16 protein-coding genes are annotated in these 15635 nt (G+C 64.2%); 7 read left to right on the top strand and 9 right to left on the bottom strand.

Annotated elements, in window-relative coordinates:
- Positions 1 to 50: 50 nt before the first annotated feature.
- From JQ628_RS21190 to JQ628_RS21160, 7 genes are all read left to right on the top strand, one after another.
- Positions 51 to 257, top strand: a complete 207-nt coding sequence (locus JQ628_RS21190; RefSeq protein WP_212225064.1) for a hemin uptake protein HemP — start codon at positions 51 to 53, stop codon at positions 255 to 257.
- A gap of 7 nt (positions 258 to 264) precedes the next feature.
- The gene (locus JQ628_RS21185; RefSeq protein WP_212225063.1) at positions 265 to 1218 is read left to right on the top strand and encodes a heme/hemin ABC transporter substrate-binding protein; all 954 of its coding nucleotides are present in this window, start codon (positions 265 to 267) and stop codon (positions 1216 to 1218) included.
- Complete coding sequence (locus JQ628_RS21180) at positions 1215 to 2294, top strand: FecCD family ABC transporter permease (protein ID WP_212225061.1); 1080 nt, start codon at positions 1215 to 1217, stop codon at positions 2292 to 2294. The genes JQ628_RS21185 and JQ628_RS21180 overlap by 4 nt, the downstream gene beginning before the upstream one ends.
- The gene (locus JQ628_RS21175) at positions 2291 to 3094 is read left to right on the top strand and encodes a heme ABC transporter ATP-binding protein (RefSeq protein ID WP_212225059.1); all 804 of its coding nucleotides are present in this window, start codon (positions 2291 to 2293) and stop codon (positions 3092 to 3094) included. Before JQ628_RS21180 ends, JQ628_RS21175 begins: the two co-directional genes overlap by 4 nt.
- A 96-nt stretch (positions 3095 to 3190) precedes the next feature.
- Positions 3191 to 3766 carry an alpha-ketoglutarate-dependent dioxygenase AlkB gene (locus JQ628_RS21170; RefSeq protein WP_212225057.1) on the top strand — a complete coding sequence of 192 codons (576 nt, stop codon included), beginning with the start codon at positions 3191 to 3193 and terminating at the stop codon, positions 3764 to 3766.
- Between the two features lie 268 nt (positions 3767 to 4034).
- Complete coding sequence (locus tag JQ628_RS21165) at positions 4035 to 4256, top strand: hypothetical protein (RefSeq protein WP_212225056.1); 222 nt, start codon at positions 4035 to 4037, stop codon at positions 4254 to 4256.
- Positions 4257 to 4395: 139 nt separating this feature from the next.
- On the top strand, positions 4396 to 5751 hold the full coding sequence (locus tag JQ628_RS21160) for an esterase-like activity of phytase family protein (RefSeq protein ID WP_212225055.1): 1356 nt from the start codon (positions 4396 to 4398) through the stop codon (positions 5749 to 5751).
- A 208-nt stretch (positions 5752 to 5959) separates the two neighbouring features.
- Here JQ628_RS21160 and JQ628_RS21155 read toward each other — a convergent pair whose 3' ends face one another.
- From JQ628_RS21155 to JQ628_RS21115, 9 genes are all read right to left on the bottom strand, one after another.
- On the bottom strand, positions 5960 to 7132 hold the full coding sequence (locus JQ628_RS21155; protein ID WP_212225054.1) for a thiolase family protein: 1173 nt from the start codon (positions 7130 to 7132) through the stop codon (positions 5960 to 5962).
- 179 nt (positions 7133 to 7311) lie between these two features.
- Positions 7312 to 8988 carry a mucoidy inhibitor MuiA family protein gene (locus tag JQ628_RS21150; protein WP_212225053.1) on the bottom strand — a complete coding sequence of 559 codons (1677 nt, stop codon included), beginning with the start codon at positions 8986 to 8988 and terminating at the stop codon, positions 7312 to 7314.
- A gap of 214 nt (positions 8989 to 9202) precedes the next feature.
- Positions 9203 to 10792: a phosphoglycerate dehydrogenase gene (gene serA, locus JQ628_RS21145; protein WP_212225052.1), complete on the bottom strand. Its 1590-nt coding sequence runs from the start codon at positions 10790 to 10792 to the stop codon at positions 9203 to 9205.
- Between the two features lie 126 nt (positions 10793 to 10918).
- Complete coding sequence (locus tag JQ628_RS21140) at positions 10919 to 12091, bottom strand: phosphoserine transaminase (RefSeq protein WP_212225051.1); 1173 nt, start codon at positions 12089 to 12091, stop codon at positions 10919 to 10921.
- Between the two features lie 79 nt (positions 12092 to 12170).
- Positions 12171 to 12374 carry a hypothetical protein gene (locus JQ628_RS21135; protein WP_212225049.1) on the bottom strand — a complete coding sequence of 68 codons (204 nt, stop codon included), beginning with the start codon at positions 12372 to 12374 and terminating at the stop codon, positions 12171 to 12173.
- Between the two features lie 168 nt (positions 12375 to 12542).
- Positions 12543 to 13007, bottom strand: a complete 465-nt coding sequence (locus tag JQ628_RS21130) for a GNAT family N-acetyltransferase (protein ID WP_212225048.1) — start codon at positions 13005 to 13007, stop codon at positions 12543 to 12545.
- Positions 13008 to 13011: 4 nt separating this feature from the next.
- Complete coding sequence (locus JQ628_RS21125; RefSeq protein WP_212225046.1) at positions 13012 to 13602, bottom strand: glutathione S-transferase family protein; 591 nt, start codon at positions 13600 to 13602, stop codon at positions 13012 to 13014.
- An 83-nt stretch (positions 13603 to 13685) separates the two neighbouring features.
- Positions 13686 to 14579, bottom strand: coding sequence for an outer membrane protein (locus tag JQ628_RS21120; protein ID WP_212225044.1), 894 nt, complete (start codon positions 14577 to 14579; stop codon positions 13686 to 13688).
- 192 nt (positions 14580 to 14771) lie between these two features.
- Complete coding sequence (locus JQ628_RS21115; protein ID WP_212225042.1) at positions 14772 to 15602, bottom strand: outer membrane protein; 831 nt, start codon at positions 15600 to 15602, stop codon at positions 14772 to 14774.
- Positions 15603 to 15635 lie beyond the last annotated feature (33 nt).

The raw sequence follows: 15635 nt of genomic DNA, 5'->3' as shown, positions 1-15635 counted from the left end.
ACTATACAAGGATTTGGTCGCGGGAACCTTTGGGGGCTTAAAAGACAGAGATGGCAACGACTTCCGGAGATCAAATTGGAGGCCCGGCCAAGTCCGCAGATAGTGCTTCTCCTGCAATACGTTCCGTCATCTTGAATGGCAATCGTATCGAGAGCCGCGACCTGTTTGCCGTCGAGCGCGAGATCATCATCGCCCATGGCGAGGATACCTACCGCTTGCGGCTGACCTCGCAGAACAAGCTGATCCTGACCAAGTGATCGCCAAATGACAATTCGCCGCACGCTCGCGCTGCTCGCTCTTGCCGCTTGTCTCGGCGCGCGCGGCGCTGCATCCGCCGCGGGCGTCACCGTGCACGACGCGCGCGACCGCGACGTCACGATATCGGATCCGGCGCGGATCGTTTCGATCGGCGGGGCGATCACGGAAATCCTGTACGCACTCGGCTTCGAGGACCGCATCGCCGGCGTGGACTCGACCAGCCTCTATCCGGCGCAGGCGATGCGCGAAAAGGCCAATGTCGGCTATATGCGCCAGCTCTCGGCCGAGGGCGTGCTCGGGCTCAATCCATCGCTGGTGCTGGCGATGCAGGGTTCGGGGCCGAAGGAGACCATCGAGATTCTGGATGCGGCCAAGGTGCCGCTGGTGATCGTGCCGGAAACGTTTTCGGAAGCGGGGCTGATCGACAAGATCAAGCTGGTCGGCCACGCCATGGGCGCCGATCCGCGCGCGGAGTGCCTGACCAAAGTGGTGGCAAGCGATCTTGCGCAATTGCGCGAGCTACGCGCAAAGGTGACAAAATCGGTCCGTGTGATGTTCGTGATGTCGCTGCTGAACGGCCGCGCCATGGCGGCGGGCAAGGCGACCGCAGCGAACGAAATCATCCATATGGCCGGCGCGGTCAACGCGATCGACAGCTATGACGGCTACAAGCCCGTCAATGACGAGGCGATCATCGCCGCAAAACCCGATGTGGTGCTTTCGATCGCGCGCGGCAAGGATTCGCTCGAGGCGGATGCGGTGTTCGCCCATCCTGCCTTTGCGTTGACGCCGGCGGCGGGCAACAAGGCCTTCATCTCGATGGAAGGTCTCTATCTGCTCGGCTTCGGCCCGCGCACCGCGGCGGCCGCGCGCGACCTGTCGGTAAAGCTTTATCCGGCGCTGGCGGGCGACGCGGAGAAATTTGCTCCGGCTGCATTGACCGCCAATTGCCGGCAATGAGCGCGGCTGCGGGGACGACGCGGCGTCCGGTTCGAACGTTGCGCCCATCCGCGACGCTGACCATTGCCTGTCTCCTGATCGTGCTGGCCTGCGCGGCGACCATTGCGCTTACGGTAGGCGCCGCGGGCATTCCGCTCGCCCGGCTGCCGGCCGCGCTCGGTTTGTGGGGCGACACGCATGCGATGACCGCGCGCGACCAGCTCGTGCTGTGGTCGATCCGGATTCCACGGATCGCCGCCGCCGCCATGATCGGCGGCCTGCTCGCAATGTCCGGGGCGATCATGCAGGGGCTGTTCCGCAACCCGCTCGCCGATCCTGCGCTGGTCGGCGTTTCCTCCGGCGGCGCCTTTGCAGCGGCCGCGGCGATCGTGTTCACCGACAGCCGGATCGGCGAAGGCTTTCGCTTCGTTCAGCATGAGTTGCTGCCGCTCTCGGCATTCGTGGGCTCGCTGATCACCACCATCGTGCTCTATTCGATCGCAAGCCGCGGCGGGCGGACTTCGATCGCGATCTTCCTGCTGGCGGGGCTGGCGATTGCGGCCATCGCCAATGCCGGCATTGGCCTGCTTGTATTCATCGCCGATGACCGGCAATTGCGCGACATCACCTTCTGGCTGCTCGGCTCGCTCAGCGGCGCGACCTGGCCGAAGGCGGCGACGCTGGCGCCCGTGCTGGCCTTGGGGCTCGTCGCATGCGCATGGATCGCGCGCGGTCTCGACGTACTGGTGCTTGGTGAGGCCGAGGCGTTTCACAGCGGCGTCGATGTCGAGCGGCTGAAGCGGATTTCGATCGTGATGGTGTCGGCGATGACGGGCGTTGCGGTCTCGGTGTGCGGCGTGGTCGGCTTTGTCGGCATCGTGGTGCCGCATCTGCTGCGGATGACGATCGGGCCGGCCCACCGGCTGCTGCTGCCGGCTTCCGCCTTGTTCGGCGCGATCCTGATGCTTGGCGCCGACACGATGGCGCGCACCGTCGTCGCGCCGGCGGAGATGCCGATCGGCATCCTGACCGCCGCGGTCGGCGCGCCGTTCTTCCTCGCCATCCTGCTCAGGCAACGCGGATTGACCGGGCTATGACGATCCTCGGGGCACAAGCGGTCACGGTGCAGGTCGGCGGTGCCAGGCTGATCGACGGCATCGACCTCAAGGTCGAGGCCGGCGAGATGGTCGCCATCGTCGGACCGAACGGCGCGGGCAAGTCGACGTTGCTGCGGTCGCTCTCCGGCGACATCCGGCCGACCGGCGGCGCGGTGCGGCTGAAGGCGCGCGACTTGCGCAGCTACCCGCCGCGCGAGCTCGCACTGCATCGCGCGATGCTGTCGCAGCATGTCAATGTCACCTTCCCCTTCACCGTCGAGGAGATCGTGCAGATGGGCGCCGGCGAGCGCAGCCGCACGGCCGCGCAGCTGCTGGTGGAGGCGGCCTTGCACGAAGTCGGGCTGGGAGCTTTCCGCGACCGGCAACTGCCGACTCTGTCCGGCGGCGAGCAGCAGCGCGCGCATTTTGCCCGTGTGCTGGTACAGCTTGCGTGCGGCGAAGCCATGCACGGCCCGGGCCTGCTGCTGCTCGATGAGCCGACCTCGAGCCTCGACCTGCGCCACCAGATCGACCTGGTCGAGACCGCAAAGTCGCGCGCGAAGAACGGCACCGCCGTGGTCGCAATCCTGCACGACCTTAATCTCGCGATGCGCTTTGCCGACCGGATCGTGCTGCTGCACAGGGGCAAACTCGCCGTCGACGGCGACCGTCGCAAGACCATCACGGCGGAGACGATCCGGCGGATTTTTGAGGTCGAGGTCGAGATCAGCCAGACCGGCGACGGCGTGCCTTATCTCTTGCCACAGACCATGCGGCCGGCGGCACCGCCCGCTTCGTAGCCGTCACTGATCGCCGCGAAGGAGCGGATCCCTTTCCTTCGAGGCGCGCAATCCCCATATCCCTGGCATCCACACAATGCTCCAGAGGATGCCGGCTTGACCGAGCAGCTTGCGCTTTTTCCACGGACGGCAGACCTTCCCGAAGGCCTGCAATATGCTGCCGGCTTCATCTCGCCTGCGGTCGAGCGGGAATTGATCGGCCATATCGCTGCGCTCCCGTTGCAGCCGTTCCAGTTCGGCGCTTACGAAGGCAAGCGCCGCGTCGCCTCGTTCGGGTTCCGTTACGACTACACGCTGCGCCGATTGCAGGAGGCAAAGCCGATCCCTGAATGGCTGGGCCCGCTGATCGAGCAGGTCGAAGCTTTCGGGGGACCATCGACGCAGGTGGCGCAGGTTCTCTGCACCGAATACGAGGTGGGCGTCGGCATTGGCTGGCACCGGGACAAGCCGCAGTTCGACAGGGTGTTTGGCCTGTCGCTGGGCTCGCCCTGCAAATTCCGTTTCCGCAGGCGACGGGGCGAAAGCTGGCAGCGCTACACGCTCGATGCCGAACCGCGATCGCTCTACCTGATGTCAGGCGAATCGCGCCGCATCTGGGAGCACAGCATTCCCGGCGTCGAGGCCTTGCGCTATTCGATCACGTTCCGGACGATGGCAGATCAGACCTCCTGACGACTGGGGCTTCCCTTTCCGTGCAGGGCTATCGCATGGCGCTTGAAGGCGGAGAACGTGCTCGGCCTACATGGTTCGAGACGCCCGCTTTGCGGGCTCCTCACCATGAGGGTCTGGCATTTCGCCGCCAATCAGGACCTCATCCTGAGGAGCGCGCATCGCGCGCGTCTCGAAGGATGGCCGCAACCGCCAAAGTATGGCCGCGGGGAACTCGCCGCGCGTCTGGCCGTTGGCTTCTCAGCACGACCGCAGCCGCAGGGAGTTTCCCATGAACGAGACCAAATTCGCCGGCCTGCTCGGGCACGCCGCGCTAAAAGTCTGGCCGGATCTGCCGCGTGATGCGCAGGAGCAATTGTTTGCCGCCGCGGTCGACGATGGGGTGATCGCCAACAGCCTGGCGACATTTCTGCACGACCGCCATCCGCGCACCGCGCATCCGCCCCATCCGACCCGGCTCGCCGCTGCCTTCGACGGCGGCGAGGAAGCCTGACGACAATAGATAACGGCGGGCGGCGTAAGGCCGCACGCCCATCCACCGCTGTCACACCAACGTCATGGAACTGTCAGCGCTGGGTTACGAGCGCTCCCCAGAACACGCGCGCATCGTTGTCCCAAAGGAGATCCCGACCATGCGCGTGTCACTGCTCACCTCCGTCGCGTCCGTCTTGCTGCTTACAGGCGCCGCCTTCGCGCAAGGCGAAGGCGAATTCCCGGCAACCCTGAAGGGCCACGCCGTCCTGCCGGCCGAAACCTTTATCGACGCGCCCGCCGATGCGCCGGCCGATCTCAAGACCGCGGGCAAGTACACCTCCGGCAAGCGCGTCGATGCCGTCGGCAGCGTGATGGGCAAATCCTATGAGCGGCCGACCGGGGTGAAGCTGCCGTTCAAGGGCCAGCCGCTACAGGGCCATTCCGGCATCAAGGTGATGCCGGACGGCTCGTTCTGGGTGCTGACCGACAACGGCATGGGCTCGCGCTACAACTCGGCCGACTCGATGCTGTACCTGAACCGGCACAAGATCGACTGGGCTTCCGGTAAGATCGAGCGTCAGGAAACCGTGTTCCTGCACGACCCCGACAAGAAGGTGCCGTTCCGCATCGTACATGAGGACACCGCCAAGCGTTACCTGACCGGCGCCGATTTCGACACCGAAGGCTTTCAGATCGTCGGCGACACCTTCTGGATCGGCGACGAATTCGGGCCCTACATCCTGAAGGCCGACAAGACCGGCAAGATCCTCGCCGTGTTCGACAGCATGGCCGACGGCAAGCCGGTGCGTTCGCCCGACCACTGGTCGGTGCAGTCGCCGGCCGCGCCGGGCGCCAGCTACACCACCGTCAATCTGCGCCGCTCCAAGGGTTATGAGGGCTTTGGCGGCTCGAAGGATGGCAAATTCCTCTACGGCCTGCTCGAGGGCCCGCTGTGGGACGCCGAGAAGAAGGACTGGGAAAAGGTCGACGGCAAGGAAGCCGCGCGCATCCTCGAATTCGACGTCGCGGCGGAAAAGTTCACCGGCCGCTACTGGCTCTACGTGTTCGAGCAGAACGGCAACGCCATCGGCGACTTCAACATGATCGACCCGACGAGCGGCCTGATCATCGAGCGCGACAATGGCGAAGGCACCGCCGACAAGGCCTGCCCGCAAGGCCAGCGCGGCGAGAATTGCTTTCCCGATCTGGCCAAATTCAAGCGCGTCTACAAGATCGAACTGTCAGACGCCAATGCCGGCAAGCCGGTGCGCAAGATCGGCTATATCGACCTGATGAAGATCCGCGATCCCGAGAAGAAGGCGAGGAAGCCGCTCAATGACGGCGTGCTGACCTTCCCGTTCTTCACCATCGAGAACGTCGATCGCGTCGACGAGACGCACATCATCGTCGGCAACGACAACAACCTGCCGTTCTCCTCCAGCCGCGATCCGAACAAGGCGGATGACAACGAGTTCGTGCTGCTGGAAGTGGCGGAGTTCCTGAAGGCGAAGTGAGTGCGCTTCGCTCTCGCCGCACCAACACCGTCATCGCCCGGCTTGACCGGGCGATCCAGTACGCCGTGGCCAACATTGTGCACACACATCTCCGCTGCGGCGTACTGGATCACCCGCCTTCGCGGGTGATGACAGCGGTGGGTGTGGCAAACAAAAAAACAGCGCGGCGATTGCCGCGCTGTTTTGATTCTTGCCGCTACCTGCGAGCTTACTGATAGATCTCGAACAGGCCCGCGCCGCCCTGGCCGCCGCCGATGCACATCGTGACGACGCCCCACTTGGCCTTGCGCCGGCGGCCTTCCTGGAGGATGTGGCCGGTGAGACGCGCGCCGGTCATGCCGAACGGATGGCCGATCGCGATCGAGCCGCCGTTGACATTGTACTTCTCGGGATCGATGCCGAGCTGGTCGCGCGAATAGAGGCACTGGCTGGCAAAGGCTTCGTTCAGCTCCCAGAGGTCGATGTCGTCGATCTTCAGGCCATGCCGCTTCAACAGTTTCGGCACGGCGTAGATCGGGCCGATGCCCATCTCGTCGGGTTCGCAGCCGGCCGACGCCCAGGCCACGAAGCGGCCCATCGGGTTGAGGCCGCGCTTCTCGGCGTCCTTGGCTTCCATCAGCACGACGGCAGCGGCGCCGTCCGAAAGCTGGCTGGCATTGCCGGCGGTGACGAACTTGCCCGGGCCCTTGACCGGCTCCAGCTTGGCAAGACCTTCGAGCGTGGTCTCGGGACGGTTGCACTCGTCGCGATCGACGACGTAGTCGACGATGCTCTCGGCCTTGGTCGCCTTGTCGACGACCTTCATCTTCGTCTTCATCGGGACGATTTCATCCTTGAACTTGTTGGCCTGCTGCGCGGCGGCCATGCGGCGCTGCGACTCCAGCGAATACTCGTCCTGGTATTCACGGCTGAGCTTGTAGCGCTCGGCGACGATGTCGGCGGTGTCGATCATCGCCATGAAGATATCAGGGGCGACCTTGAGCAGATCAGGATCGATCGATTCCTTCGGTGAACCGCCGCCGGGGATCGAGATGCTCTCGACGCCGCCGGCCACGATGCAATCGGCGCCATCGGAGCGGATCGAGTTGGCGGCCATCGCGATGGTCTGAAGACCGGAAGAGCAGAAGCGGTTGACCGAAACGCCGGCGGTGGATTTCGGCAGGCCTGCGAGCAGCGCGGCCTGGCGGCCGATGTTCGGCGCGCCGTGCGCGCAATTGCCGAGATAGCAGTCCTCGACATATTCCTTGTCGACGCCGGCGCGATCGACGGCATGCTTGATGGCGTGAGCCGCCAGAGACATGGGTGGGGTGATATTGAACCCGCCGCGGCCGGACTTCGCCAGTCCCGTGCGCGCATAGGAAACGATGACGGCTTCACGCATTTTTTCTCTCCCTTTGAGCTGGCCGATTGAGGCTCATATCGTACGAATTTCGTACCGAAGGCAACAAAAATACCGCCCGCGAGGAGCGGTATTTTGGCAGCTCACGGCTAGCAATGCTCGAGAGCGTGCAGCGAAAATAATTTTCGCAGAGCGAAACTATCGCTTCGCCGCGCTCTCCCTCAGCCGCCGGGCGCCATGACCACGCCCTTGTCCTTGGGCCAGCGGACGCGCCAAGCGAAGTTGATGTCCTTCACTTCGCCTTGCTTCGCCTCGAACGCCCATTCAAGCACGCCGCGCTTGTCGCGCAGGTTGGTTGACGTCGGCGGCGTGCTCGAGGGGAGCATCTCGACAACAATTTCTTCATTCTCGCTGACCGGCAACTGGTCCTCGATCGCAATGCGCAGCGGGAAATCATGGCCGTTGCGCACTGACGTCTTGAAGGCGCGCTCATCGGTCTTCGAGGTCGTCACGATCAGGCCGGCGGAGCCTTCATTGCGTCTGAGTACGGTGCGCTCGATCTTGACCTTGTCGTCGGCGCCGAAGCCGAGCCGCACGGTTTCGTCCTTGCCGGCGGCGGCCATCCGGCCGCGGCCGACGAATACGCCGTCACGGTAGATCGAGACGCGGCCCGGCAGCAGCGGCGCGTCCTCGGCCTGCTTGAAGCTGGCCTCGAGGAAAGCCGTTGGATCGATCACAGGCACCGAACGAACGAGCAGATCGGGCGCAATGGCGGCGCTGGCGATGCGCAGGGCTTTTGCGCCCTGGCCGGCACCGACGCTGACGCGACCCGGAATCTTGAAGGTGACCTGGAAGCCGTTGACTTCGGCCGTGGCCTGCTGCTCTTCGGCGACTTGCATCCTCAAGACTTCGCTCTGCGGCGGCGACAGCGCCTGCCGCGCCATGCGCGGGGCCGGGCTGGGCATCGCGAGATCCGAGGCGCTTCCCGCGGCAACCGGCTTTGGCGCCTGCGGGTATTGCACGATCAGCGGGTTCAACTCGGGCGCGTTGCCGCCACGCGCGGTTCGAACAGTCGAGACGCCGAGGCTGACATTCGACCAGTCCTCGCCCGTGTTTTGGGTGATCTCGGCGCGGCGCACCAATTCGAGTGCGGGCTTGCGGTCCTTGGCGCCGGTATCGAGGCGCGCATCGTAGAGCGGCGCCCAACGTGCGTTGCGCACCGAATAGGTCACACGCAACGTCGCCCTGGTGGCGGTGGCGGAAGCAAGATCGATGCGAACCTCCAGCCTGTTCGGCGGCTTGACCGCGCGATCCTGTTCCAGCCGCGCGACCTCGCGATCGATCTCGCGCTGCTTGCGCATCGCCTCGCGGATGGCGGTGTCGGCGCTGGCGACTTCCTCGCCGACCGCGGCAAAGGCGGCGCGCCATTCGGTGAGCGGACGCGCCTCGCCCTTTTCGCCGATGCCGGCCGGCGATGCCTCGGCAAAGCGCTCTGCGAATTTCCGTCGGGCGGCCGCCGCATCGATGGCGCCTTGCAGATTGGCGTGCTCGTCCTTCAGCGCTTCGATGCGCTTGTCGATTTCGGACAGATTGACCGGGGGCGCCGGCCGCGGCGGTTTGGTGTCGATCGCTCCGATCGTGAGCCTTGCACCGCCCTCGCCCTCCACCCGCAGCGAGGAGGTATCCAGCGTCAGCGGAAAGTCTTTTGCCACCAGCGTGGAATCGCCGGCGGGCAGATCGAGCGCAATGACGCGGGTGACGCTGGCGCCATCGGGATAGACGGTAACGGCATCGACCGCCGAGGTGACGTCGATGTCGGCGGCCGTTGCCGGTGCAGCGGCCAGCGCCACCAATAAGGCCAACCCGGTCGTCGAAAGACTGTTCGCAATCGTCCGCATAAAGATACCTCCCGTTTTGGGCCATGATCTCATCGGAAAGCCGGTACCCACCCCGCATCCAGTGCGGGGCAGGCTTTTCCGCATCATGCCCGCGCGCGCCAAAGCAGGCGCGAAAACCGCGCCTCATCGATGATGAGACGCGGCGAGGAAGGAACTGGTTCGATTGCGGTTTCGATGTGGCGCCGCCGCGGCCACGCCGCGGCGGGACGCGCGATCAGAACGCCAGGGCCTTGGCCTGCTTGACCTGCGGCAGCTTCTGCACCTTGGTCAGCACGTCCGGCGGCACGGCGCCGTCGACCTCGACCAGCGCGATGGCGTCGCCGCCCTGGGCGACGCGGCCGAGATGGAAGGTGGCGATGTTGATCTTCGCATCGCCGAGGAGGCTCGCGAAGGCGCCGATAAAACCCGGCTTGTCCTCGTTGGTGACATAGATCATCGACTTGCCGAATTCGGCGTCGATCCGGATGCCCTTGATGTCGACCAGCCGCGGCTTGCCGTCGTGATAGACCGTGCCGGCCACCGAGCGCTCCTGCCGTTCGGTGGTGACGGTGACGGTGATCAGGCTCTCGTAGTCGCTCTGGGCGGCGCGCACGACTTCGTCGACCACCATGCCACGCTCCTTGGCGACGACAGGCGCGGACACCACGTTGACGTCGCCCAGCATCGGCCGCAGCAGGCCCGACAATACGGCCGAGGTGATCGCCTTGATCTTCATCTCGGCGACGTGGCCTTCATAGGTGATCTGGACTTTCAGGATGCCGCTTTCGGTGAGCTGACCGGCGAACGAGCCAAGCTTTTCGGCGAGCTCGATGAACGGCCGCAGTTTTGGCGCTTCTTCCGCCGTGATCGACGGAAAGTTCACCGCGTTAGAGATCGCGCCGGACAACAGATAGTCCGACATTTGTTCGGCGACCTGGAGCGCGACGTTCTCCTGCGCCTCTGTCGTGGCAGCGCCGAGATGCGGGGTGCAGATCACGTTGGGATGGCCGAACAGCACGTTCGAGGTCGCCGGCTCCTCGATGAACACATCGAAGGCGGCGCCCGCGACATGCCTTGCGTTCAGCGCGTCGACCAGCGCTTGCTCGTCGACCAGGCCGCCGCGCGCGCAATTGATCAGGCGCACGCCCTTCTTCATCTTCGCGATCGCGGAGGCATCGATGATGTTCTTCGTCTTCTCGGTCAGCGGCGTATGCAGCGTGATGAAGTCGGCGCGCTTCAGGAGCTCGTCGAGCTCGACCTTTTCCACGCCGATGTCCTTGGCGCGTTCGGGCGACAGGAAGGGATCGAACGCGATCACCTTCATCTTCAAGCCCTGCGCGCGGTCGGCGACGATCGAGCCGATATTGCCGCAGCCGACGACGCCCAGCGTCTTGCCGGTGATCTCGACGCCCATGAAGCGGTTCTTCTCCCACTTGCCGGCCTGGGTCGAGGCGTCGGCCTGCGGAATCTCGCGCGCCAGCGCCAGCATCAGGGTGATGGCATGCTCGGCGGTCGTGATCGAATTGCCGAACGGCGTGTTCATCACGATGATGCCCTTGGCCGTGGCGGCGGGAATCTCGACATTGTCGACGCCGATGCCGGCGCGGCCGATCACCTTCAGCTTCGTGGCCTTGGAGATGATCTTGGCGGTCGCCTTGGTGGCGGAGCGGATGGCAAGGCCGTCATAGTCGCCGATGATCTCGGCGAGCTTGTCCTTGTCCTTGCCGAGATTGGGCTGGAAGTCGACGTCGACGCCGCGATCTCTAAAGATCTGCACGGCGGCCGGAGAGAGCGCGTCGGAAATGAGCACTTTGGGTTTGGACATGGGAGTGATCCTTTGGAAAATCGGGCGTGTCCCGGCCGAAGCGCCACTTGGCGCGTAGAGCCGGGACCCATACTCGGTTCTGGTAAAGCTGGGTCCCGGCTCAAGGCCGGGACACGAGATGCGAAATCACGCCGCCTTCGGCAGCGCGGCCTTGGTCTCGGCAAAGGCCCAGTCGATCCACTGCGTTAGCAGCTCAACATCCTTTGCTTCGACGGTGGCGCCGCACCAGATGCGCAGTCCCGCCGGCGCGTCGCGGTAATACGCGAAGTCGAAGCCGGCGTTTTCCTTTTCGACCAGCGCGACCAGCTTCTTGCAGAAATCAGCCTGCGCGTCCGCGGACAGCGAGGTGATCGCGGGATCGGTGAACTTCAGGCACACCGAGGTGTTGGAGCGGATCGCCGGGTCCTTGGCGAGAAAGTCGATCCAGGGCGTGCGCGCCTTCCAGTCGGCGAGCACCTTGGTGTTGGCGTCCGCACGCGCGAACAGCGCCGTCAGCCCGCCGATGGACTTTGCCCAGTTCAGCGCGTCCAGATAATCCTCGACGCACAGCATCGACGGCGTGTTGATGGTCTCGCCGACGAAGATGCCTTCGTTGAGCTTGCCGCCCTTGGTCATGCGGAAAATCTTCGGCAGCGGCCAGGCAGGCTTGTAGGTCTCGAGCCGCTCCACGGCGCGCGGCGAGAGCACCAGCATGCCATGCGCCGCCTCGCCGCCGAGCGCCTTCTGCCAGGAGAAGGTCACGACGTCGAGCTTGGCCCAATCGAGCGGCTGCGCGAATGCGGCGGACGTCGCGTCGCAAATGGTGAGGCCTTCGCGGGTCGCGCTGATCCAGTCGGCGTTCGGCACGCGCACGCCCGAGGTGGTGCCGTTCCATGTGAAGACGATGTCACTGGCCGGATCGGCCTTGGACAGGTCGGGGATGTCGCCATAGCCGGCATGCAGCTTGGTGACGTCCTTCAACTTCAATTCCTTGACGATGTCGCTGACCCAGCCTTCGCCGAAGGACTCCCAGGCGATGGTGGTGACGGGGCGCGCGCCGAGCAGCGACCACAGCGCCATTTCGACCGCGCCGGTGTCCGACGCCGGCACGATGCCGATCCGGTAATCGGCGGGGACTTCCAGCACTTCGCGCGTCAAATCGATCGCAAGCTTGAGCTTGGCCTTGCCGATCTTCGCACGATGCGAGCGGCCGAGGGCGGCGTCCTTCAGATTTTGAGGATTCCAGCCGGGGCGCTTGGCGCAGGGGCCGGAGGAAAAATGCGGCACGGTCGGCCGCGAAGCGGGCTTCGCTACGGTCATGATCTACCCTTCCAGATAGTAAGCCTCCCGTTGGGGGGAGGTGTCCCGCCGCGGTCTTTATGGGAATCGCCCGGAATCGTCAAGGAACTTCGCGTCGATCACAGGCGATTGATCCCTCACGGGTCTGCTCCGCCGCCGCCGGCGCCGATTGCTCCGAGAGCAATTCCGCAGCGTCCACAACGAGCTTGGCGGCCTTTCGGCGGCTCGCCACCTTGAGAACATGCTTGTCGCCGGCAAGCACGACATACTCGCTGCCGATCTTGGCGATCGAATAGTTCTTCATGGTTCGCATTCCCGGACTGCCCAAGCCGGCGGGGATATGCGTTGGAAACGTGGTCATTCCTCGACGAATGAATTACGAAGTGCAGGCTGGTTTATCGCTTGTTAACCGGATAGCGGACTCGAAACTACCGCTGTACTGTTGGCAAGCAGTCGCGCAACTTGCGCGGCATCAAAACCGCAGCGTCATCCCGACATGGCTGCGCGCAAATCCGAGCCGCTCGTAAAATCGCTGCGCGTCGACGCGGGTGTGATGGGTGAGCAGCTCGACGAGCTTGCACCCTTTCGCGCGTGCTTCATTCACCGCCCACTGCACCATTCGTTCGCCGATGCCGCGGCTGCGCAGATGGGACGCGACGCGCACATCCTCGATCAGGCCACGCGAGGCGCCTTGCGAGCTCAGGCCGGGCAGGATGCAGAGCTGTAGGCAGCCGACCACCGCCCCGCCCTCTTCCGCGACCATGAGCTGGATATTCGGATCGCGGTCGACCGTTTCGAAGGCTCTGAAATAGCACGGCGGCAGCGGATCCTCGATCCGCTCGCGCGGGCCGCCGAGCGCATCGTCGGCCAGCATGCGGACGATGGCGCCGACGTCGTCGCGCCGGGCGCGGCGAAGGGAAATCGATGAAACGGTCATATGGCTAACCTACAGGCGAAAGTCCCAGCGCACGTTCGGCTTCGCCGATCCAGCGCCGCACATGATGGTGTTTCCCAAGGTCAAAGCCGCCCTCATGCGCCACGCGCGTATAGGCAAGCAGCGAGACATCGGCCAGCGAAACCGTGTCGCCGGCCAGAAACTTCGATCCCGCCAGATGCTGCTCCATGCGGTCGAGCGCGCCATAGCCGCGCTTGACCTTTTCGGGATCGAGATCGGTGGCCGGCTTGCCGAGATAGACCATCTGGAAGCGGCACACCGCGATATAGGGCTCGTGGCTGTACTGCTCCCAGAACAGCCATTCGTCCATCTTGGCCTGCGCAAAGGCATCTGCGGGGATCAGATCGCTGCCGCGGGCGAGATAGCGGATGATGGCGTTGGACTGCGCGAGCGTGCGGCCGTCGTCCAGCTCGATCGTCGGGACCTGGCCGGCGCTGTTGAGCTTGAGGAATTCCGCGGTCCGCGTCTGTTGCTTCGTGGTGTCGATGTCGATCCAGCGATAGGGCAGCGCAAGATAGTCGCAGACCCATTTCACCTTCAGGCAATTGCCGGAATTGGTATCGCCGTAGATCTTCATCGATGCGCGCCCCCGTGAATGCGGCGGCATCCGAACAGCCGCGCCATTTCATGTCAAGACAGGGCGCGAGGCGATGCGACAGCTCAGAATTTGTAACCCAGACCAAACCGCAGGTTGTTGGCCGAGAACGGAATGTTCTTGGTATTCATGAAGCGGATATATTCCCACTCGCCGCGCACGAAGATGCCGCCCCACAGGCAGTATTCCATGCCGAGACCCGCCGTCCAGCCGGGCACGTAATTGCTCGAGCGCCGCTCCTGGTTGGTATCCGTCTTGGAGCCCAGATAGTCGGTGTGATGAACCGTCGTGGTATTGCCGAAAGGATCCGTCGTCGTCGTGTCGTACTCGACATATTTGTCAAAGGATACGGTCGCCGATCGCGACACGTCCGTACGCCCGACCGCCAGACCGCCGAACAGATAGGGTAGCGCATTGCCGATCGCCCAGCCGGCGCGGCTGCGGAAGGTCACGACATCCTTGACCTGCAAGGCGGCAGTGCCGTTCAGCGCGGTAACATAGGTGACGGTGTAGCCCGGCGGCGGGTTTTCACCGGCGGGATTGACGATCGTGCGGACCATCGAATTTGTCGACGAAGACTGGAGGCCGTTCAGGAACGTGTAATTGGCCTCGAAGCCGAAAACGAGATCGTCCCACTGCCAGTTGCGGCCGACGAAAGCGCCGAAGCCGGTGGACTGCGCGTGGGTCTTGGACAACAGCGACCATTCCTCGACCGGCGCCTGAAGCACGCTGTTGCGCAGCATGAAATTGGTCATCGACTTGACGGCGTGGCTGAAATCCATCTCGGAGGAGGAGTAGTTCGCGTGACCGCCGACGTACCAACCGTCCCAGTTCACGGAGGTGCGGCTGAGCGGGGCGGAGCCTACACTGCCGCGAAGTATCGGCAGGTCAGGCATATCGGCAGCTTGCGCGCCGAACGCCGTTCCGATCATCGCCGCCGCCAGCACCAGCCTACGCATCGCAACGCTCCATAAAACTCTCTAACTTACGCGCTGATCATCGCCTGTTAACCTTAACCAATCGTTGTCGCCCCGCCTCATTTGCGGCAATCTCTTCGCGAAATCGCGATGCGCGTGGCGCAAAGCAAAACGGCGCGGGATGATCCCGCGCCGTCTGCAATCGTTAAGAAATCGGAAGAAGCGATTAACTCTTTAGCCCTTGCGGACCAGCGGCGGCGGCGCATAGGCCGGCGGGCTGGTGAGATCCCAGCGCACGCCGAGCTTGAGGTCGTGCGAGGTGATGTTCTTGAAGGTCATCGGGTTGTTGATGGCGTTGACGCCATCGAAGGTGCGCAGGTCGCCGGTCACGCCATCGCCCATGTCGAGGTAGCGATAGGCGAGTTCGACGGTGAAGTTCGGGGTGACCTTGTAGGCGATACCGGCATGCGCCGCCCAGGCGAAATTCCACTTCGCGGCGTTGTCGCCGAAGGCGGCACCCGGCAATGCGCCGGCGCCGTTGTTGGCAAGGCCCTGATCGGTGAAGCCGTTGATCGCAACCCGAGCGCCACCGACGCCGGCGCCGATGAACGGGGTGATGCACCACCAGGTTCCGAGATCGACGTACGCGTTGGCGAGAACCACCCATTCGTTCTTGGTGGCATGATAGGTGTCGATGCCGACGCCGCCCGGATAGGAGATGCGGTCGGTGCCGTGGAACTGCGAGTTGCCGCGCCATTCACCGGTGATGTCGCCGCGGAACCAGTTGTTGAACTTGTAGCCGACGCCGAGGCCGAAGATGCCCGCGGTGTTGAAGTTGTTGTTCTGCACCGACGAGGTGTTGTTCGCATCGAGCGCGTTGTGGAGACGATCGACGCGCTGGTTGCTGAAACCGATATCGCCGCGCAGATACCAGCCGCCGAAGTCTTCCACCACCGGGGGCGGCGCGTACATCGGAGGCGGCGCAATCGCCATGTCTGCGGCATAGGCCGCGGAGGAAATCAGAGTGGCCGCACCGGCCGCAACAAGAGACTTCACGCTACGCATTGTCTTCGTCCTTTTGTCCGGTGAGGCAGACAG

The organism is Bradyrhizobium lablabi (genome assembly GCF_018129385.1).
Lineage (GTDB): Bacteria > Pseudomonadota > Alphaproteobacteria > Rhizobiales > Xanthobacteraceae > Bradyrhizobium > Bradyrhizobium lablabi_C.
Note: the sequence above shows the minus strand (reverse complement) of the source record. Positions and strands in the feature narration are given on the sequence as shown.

What these genes read in the sequence shown, in the direction of transcription:
- JQ628_RS21190 (WP_212225064.1), top strand. Translation starts at nt 51, where the DNA reads ATGGCAACGACTTCCGGAGATCAAATTGGAGGCCCGGCCAAGTCCGCA.
- JQ628_RS21185 (WP_212225063.1), top strand. Translation starts at nt 265, where the DNA reads ATGACAATTCGCCGCACGCTCGCGCTGCTCGCTCTTGCCGCTTGTCTC.
- JQ628_RS21180 (WP_212225061.1), top strand. Translation starts at nt 1,215, where the DNA reads ATGAGCGCGGCTGCGGGGACGACGCGGCGTCCGGTTCGAACGTTGCGC.
- JQ628_RS21175 (WP_212225059.1), top strand. Translation starts at nt 2,291, where the DNA reads ATGACGATCCTCGGGGCACAAGCGGTCACGGTGCAGGTCGGCGGTGCC.
- JQ628_RS21165 (WP_212225056.1), top strand. Translation starts at nt 4,035, where the DNA reads ATGAACGAGACCAAATTCGCCGGCCTGCTCGGGCACGCCGCGCTAAAA.
- JQ628_RS21160 (WP_212225055.1), top strand. Translation starts at nt 4,396, where the DNA reads ATGCGCGTGTCACTGCTCACCTCCGTCGCGTCCGTCTTGCTGCTTACA.
- JQ628_RS21155 (WP_212225054.1), bottom strand. Translation starts at nt 7,132, where the DNA reads ATGCGTGAAGCCGTCATCGTTTCCTATGCGCGCACGGGACTGGCGAAG.
- JQ628_RS21150 (WP_212225053.1), bottom strand. Translation starts at nt 8,988, where the DNA reads ATGCGGACGATTGCGAACAGTCTTTCGACGACCGGGTTGGCCTTATTG.
- serA (WP_212225052.1), bottom strand. Translation starts at nt 10,792, where the DNA reads ATGTCCAAACCCAAAGTGCTCATTTCCGACGCGCTCTCTCCGGCCGCC.
- JQ628_RS21140 (WP_212225051.1), bottom strand. Translation starts at nt 12,091, where the DNA reads ATGACCGTAGCGAAGCCCGCTTCGCGGCCGACCGTGCCGCATTTTTCC.
- JQ628_RS21135 (WP_212225049.1), bottom strand. Translation starts at nt 12,374, where the DNA reads ATGAAGAACTATTCGATCGCCAAGATCGGCAGCGAGTATGTCGTGCTT.
- JQ628_RS21130 (WP_212225048.1), bottom strand. Translation starts at nt 13,007, where the DNA reads ATGACCGTTTCATCGATTTCCCTTCGCCGCGCCCGGCGCGACGACGTC.
- JQ628_RS21125 (WP_212225046.1), bottom strand. Translation starts at nt 13,602, where the DNA reads ATGAAGATCTACGGCGATACCAATTCCGGCAATTGCCTGAAGGTGAAA.
- JQ628_RS21120 (WP_212225044.1), bottom strand. Translation starts at nt 14,579, where the DNA reads ATGCGTAGGCTGGTGCTGGCGGCGGCGATGATCGGAACGGCGTTCGGC.
- JQ628_RS21115 (WP_212225042.1), bottom strand. Translation starts at nt 15,602, where the DNA reads ATGCGTAGCGTGAAGTCTCTTGTTGCGGCCGGTGCGGCCACTCTGATT.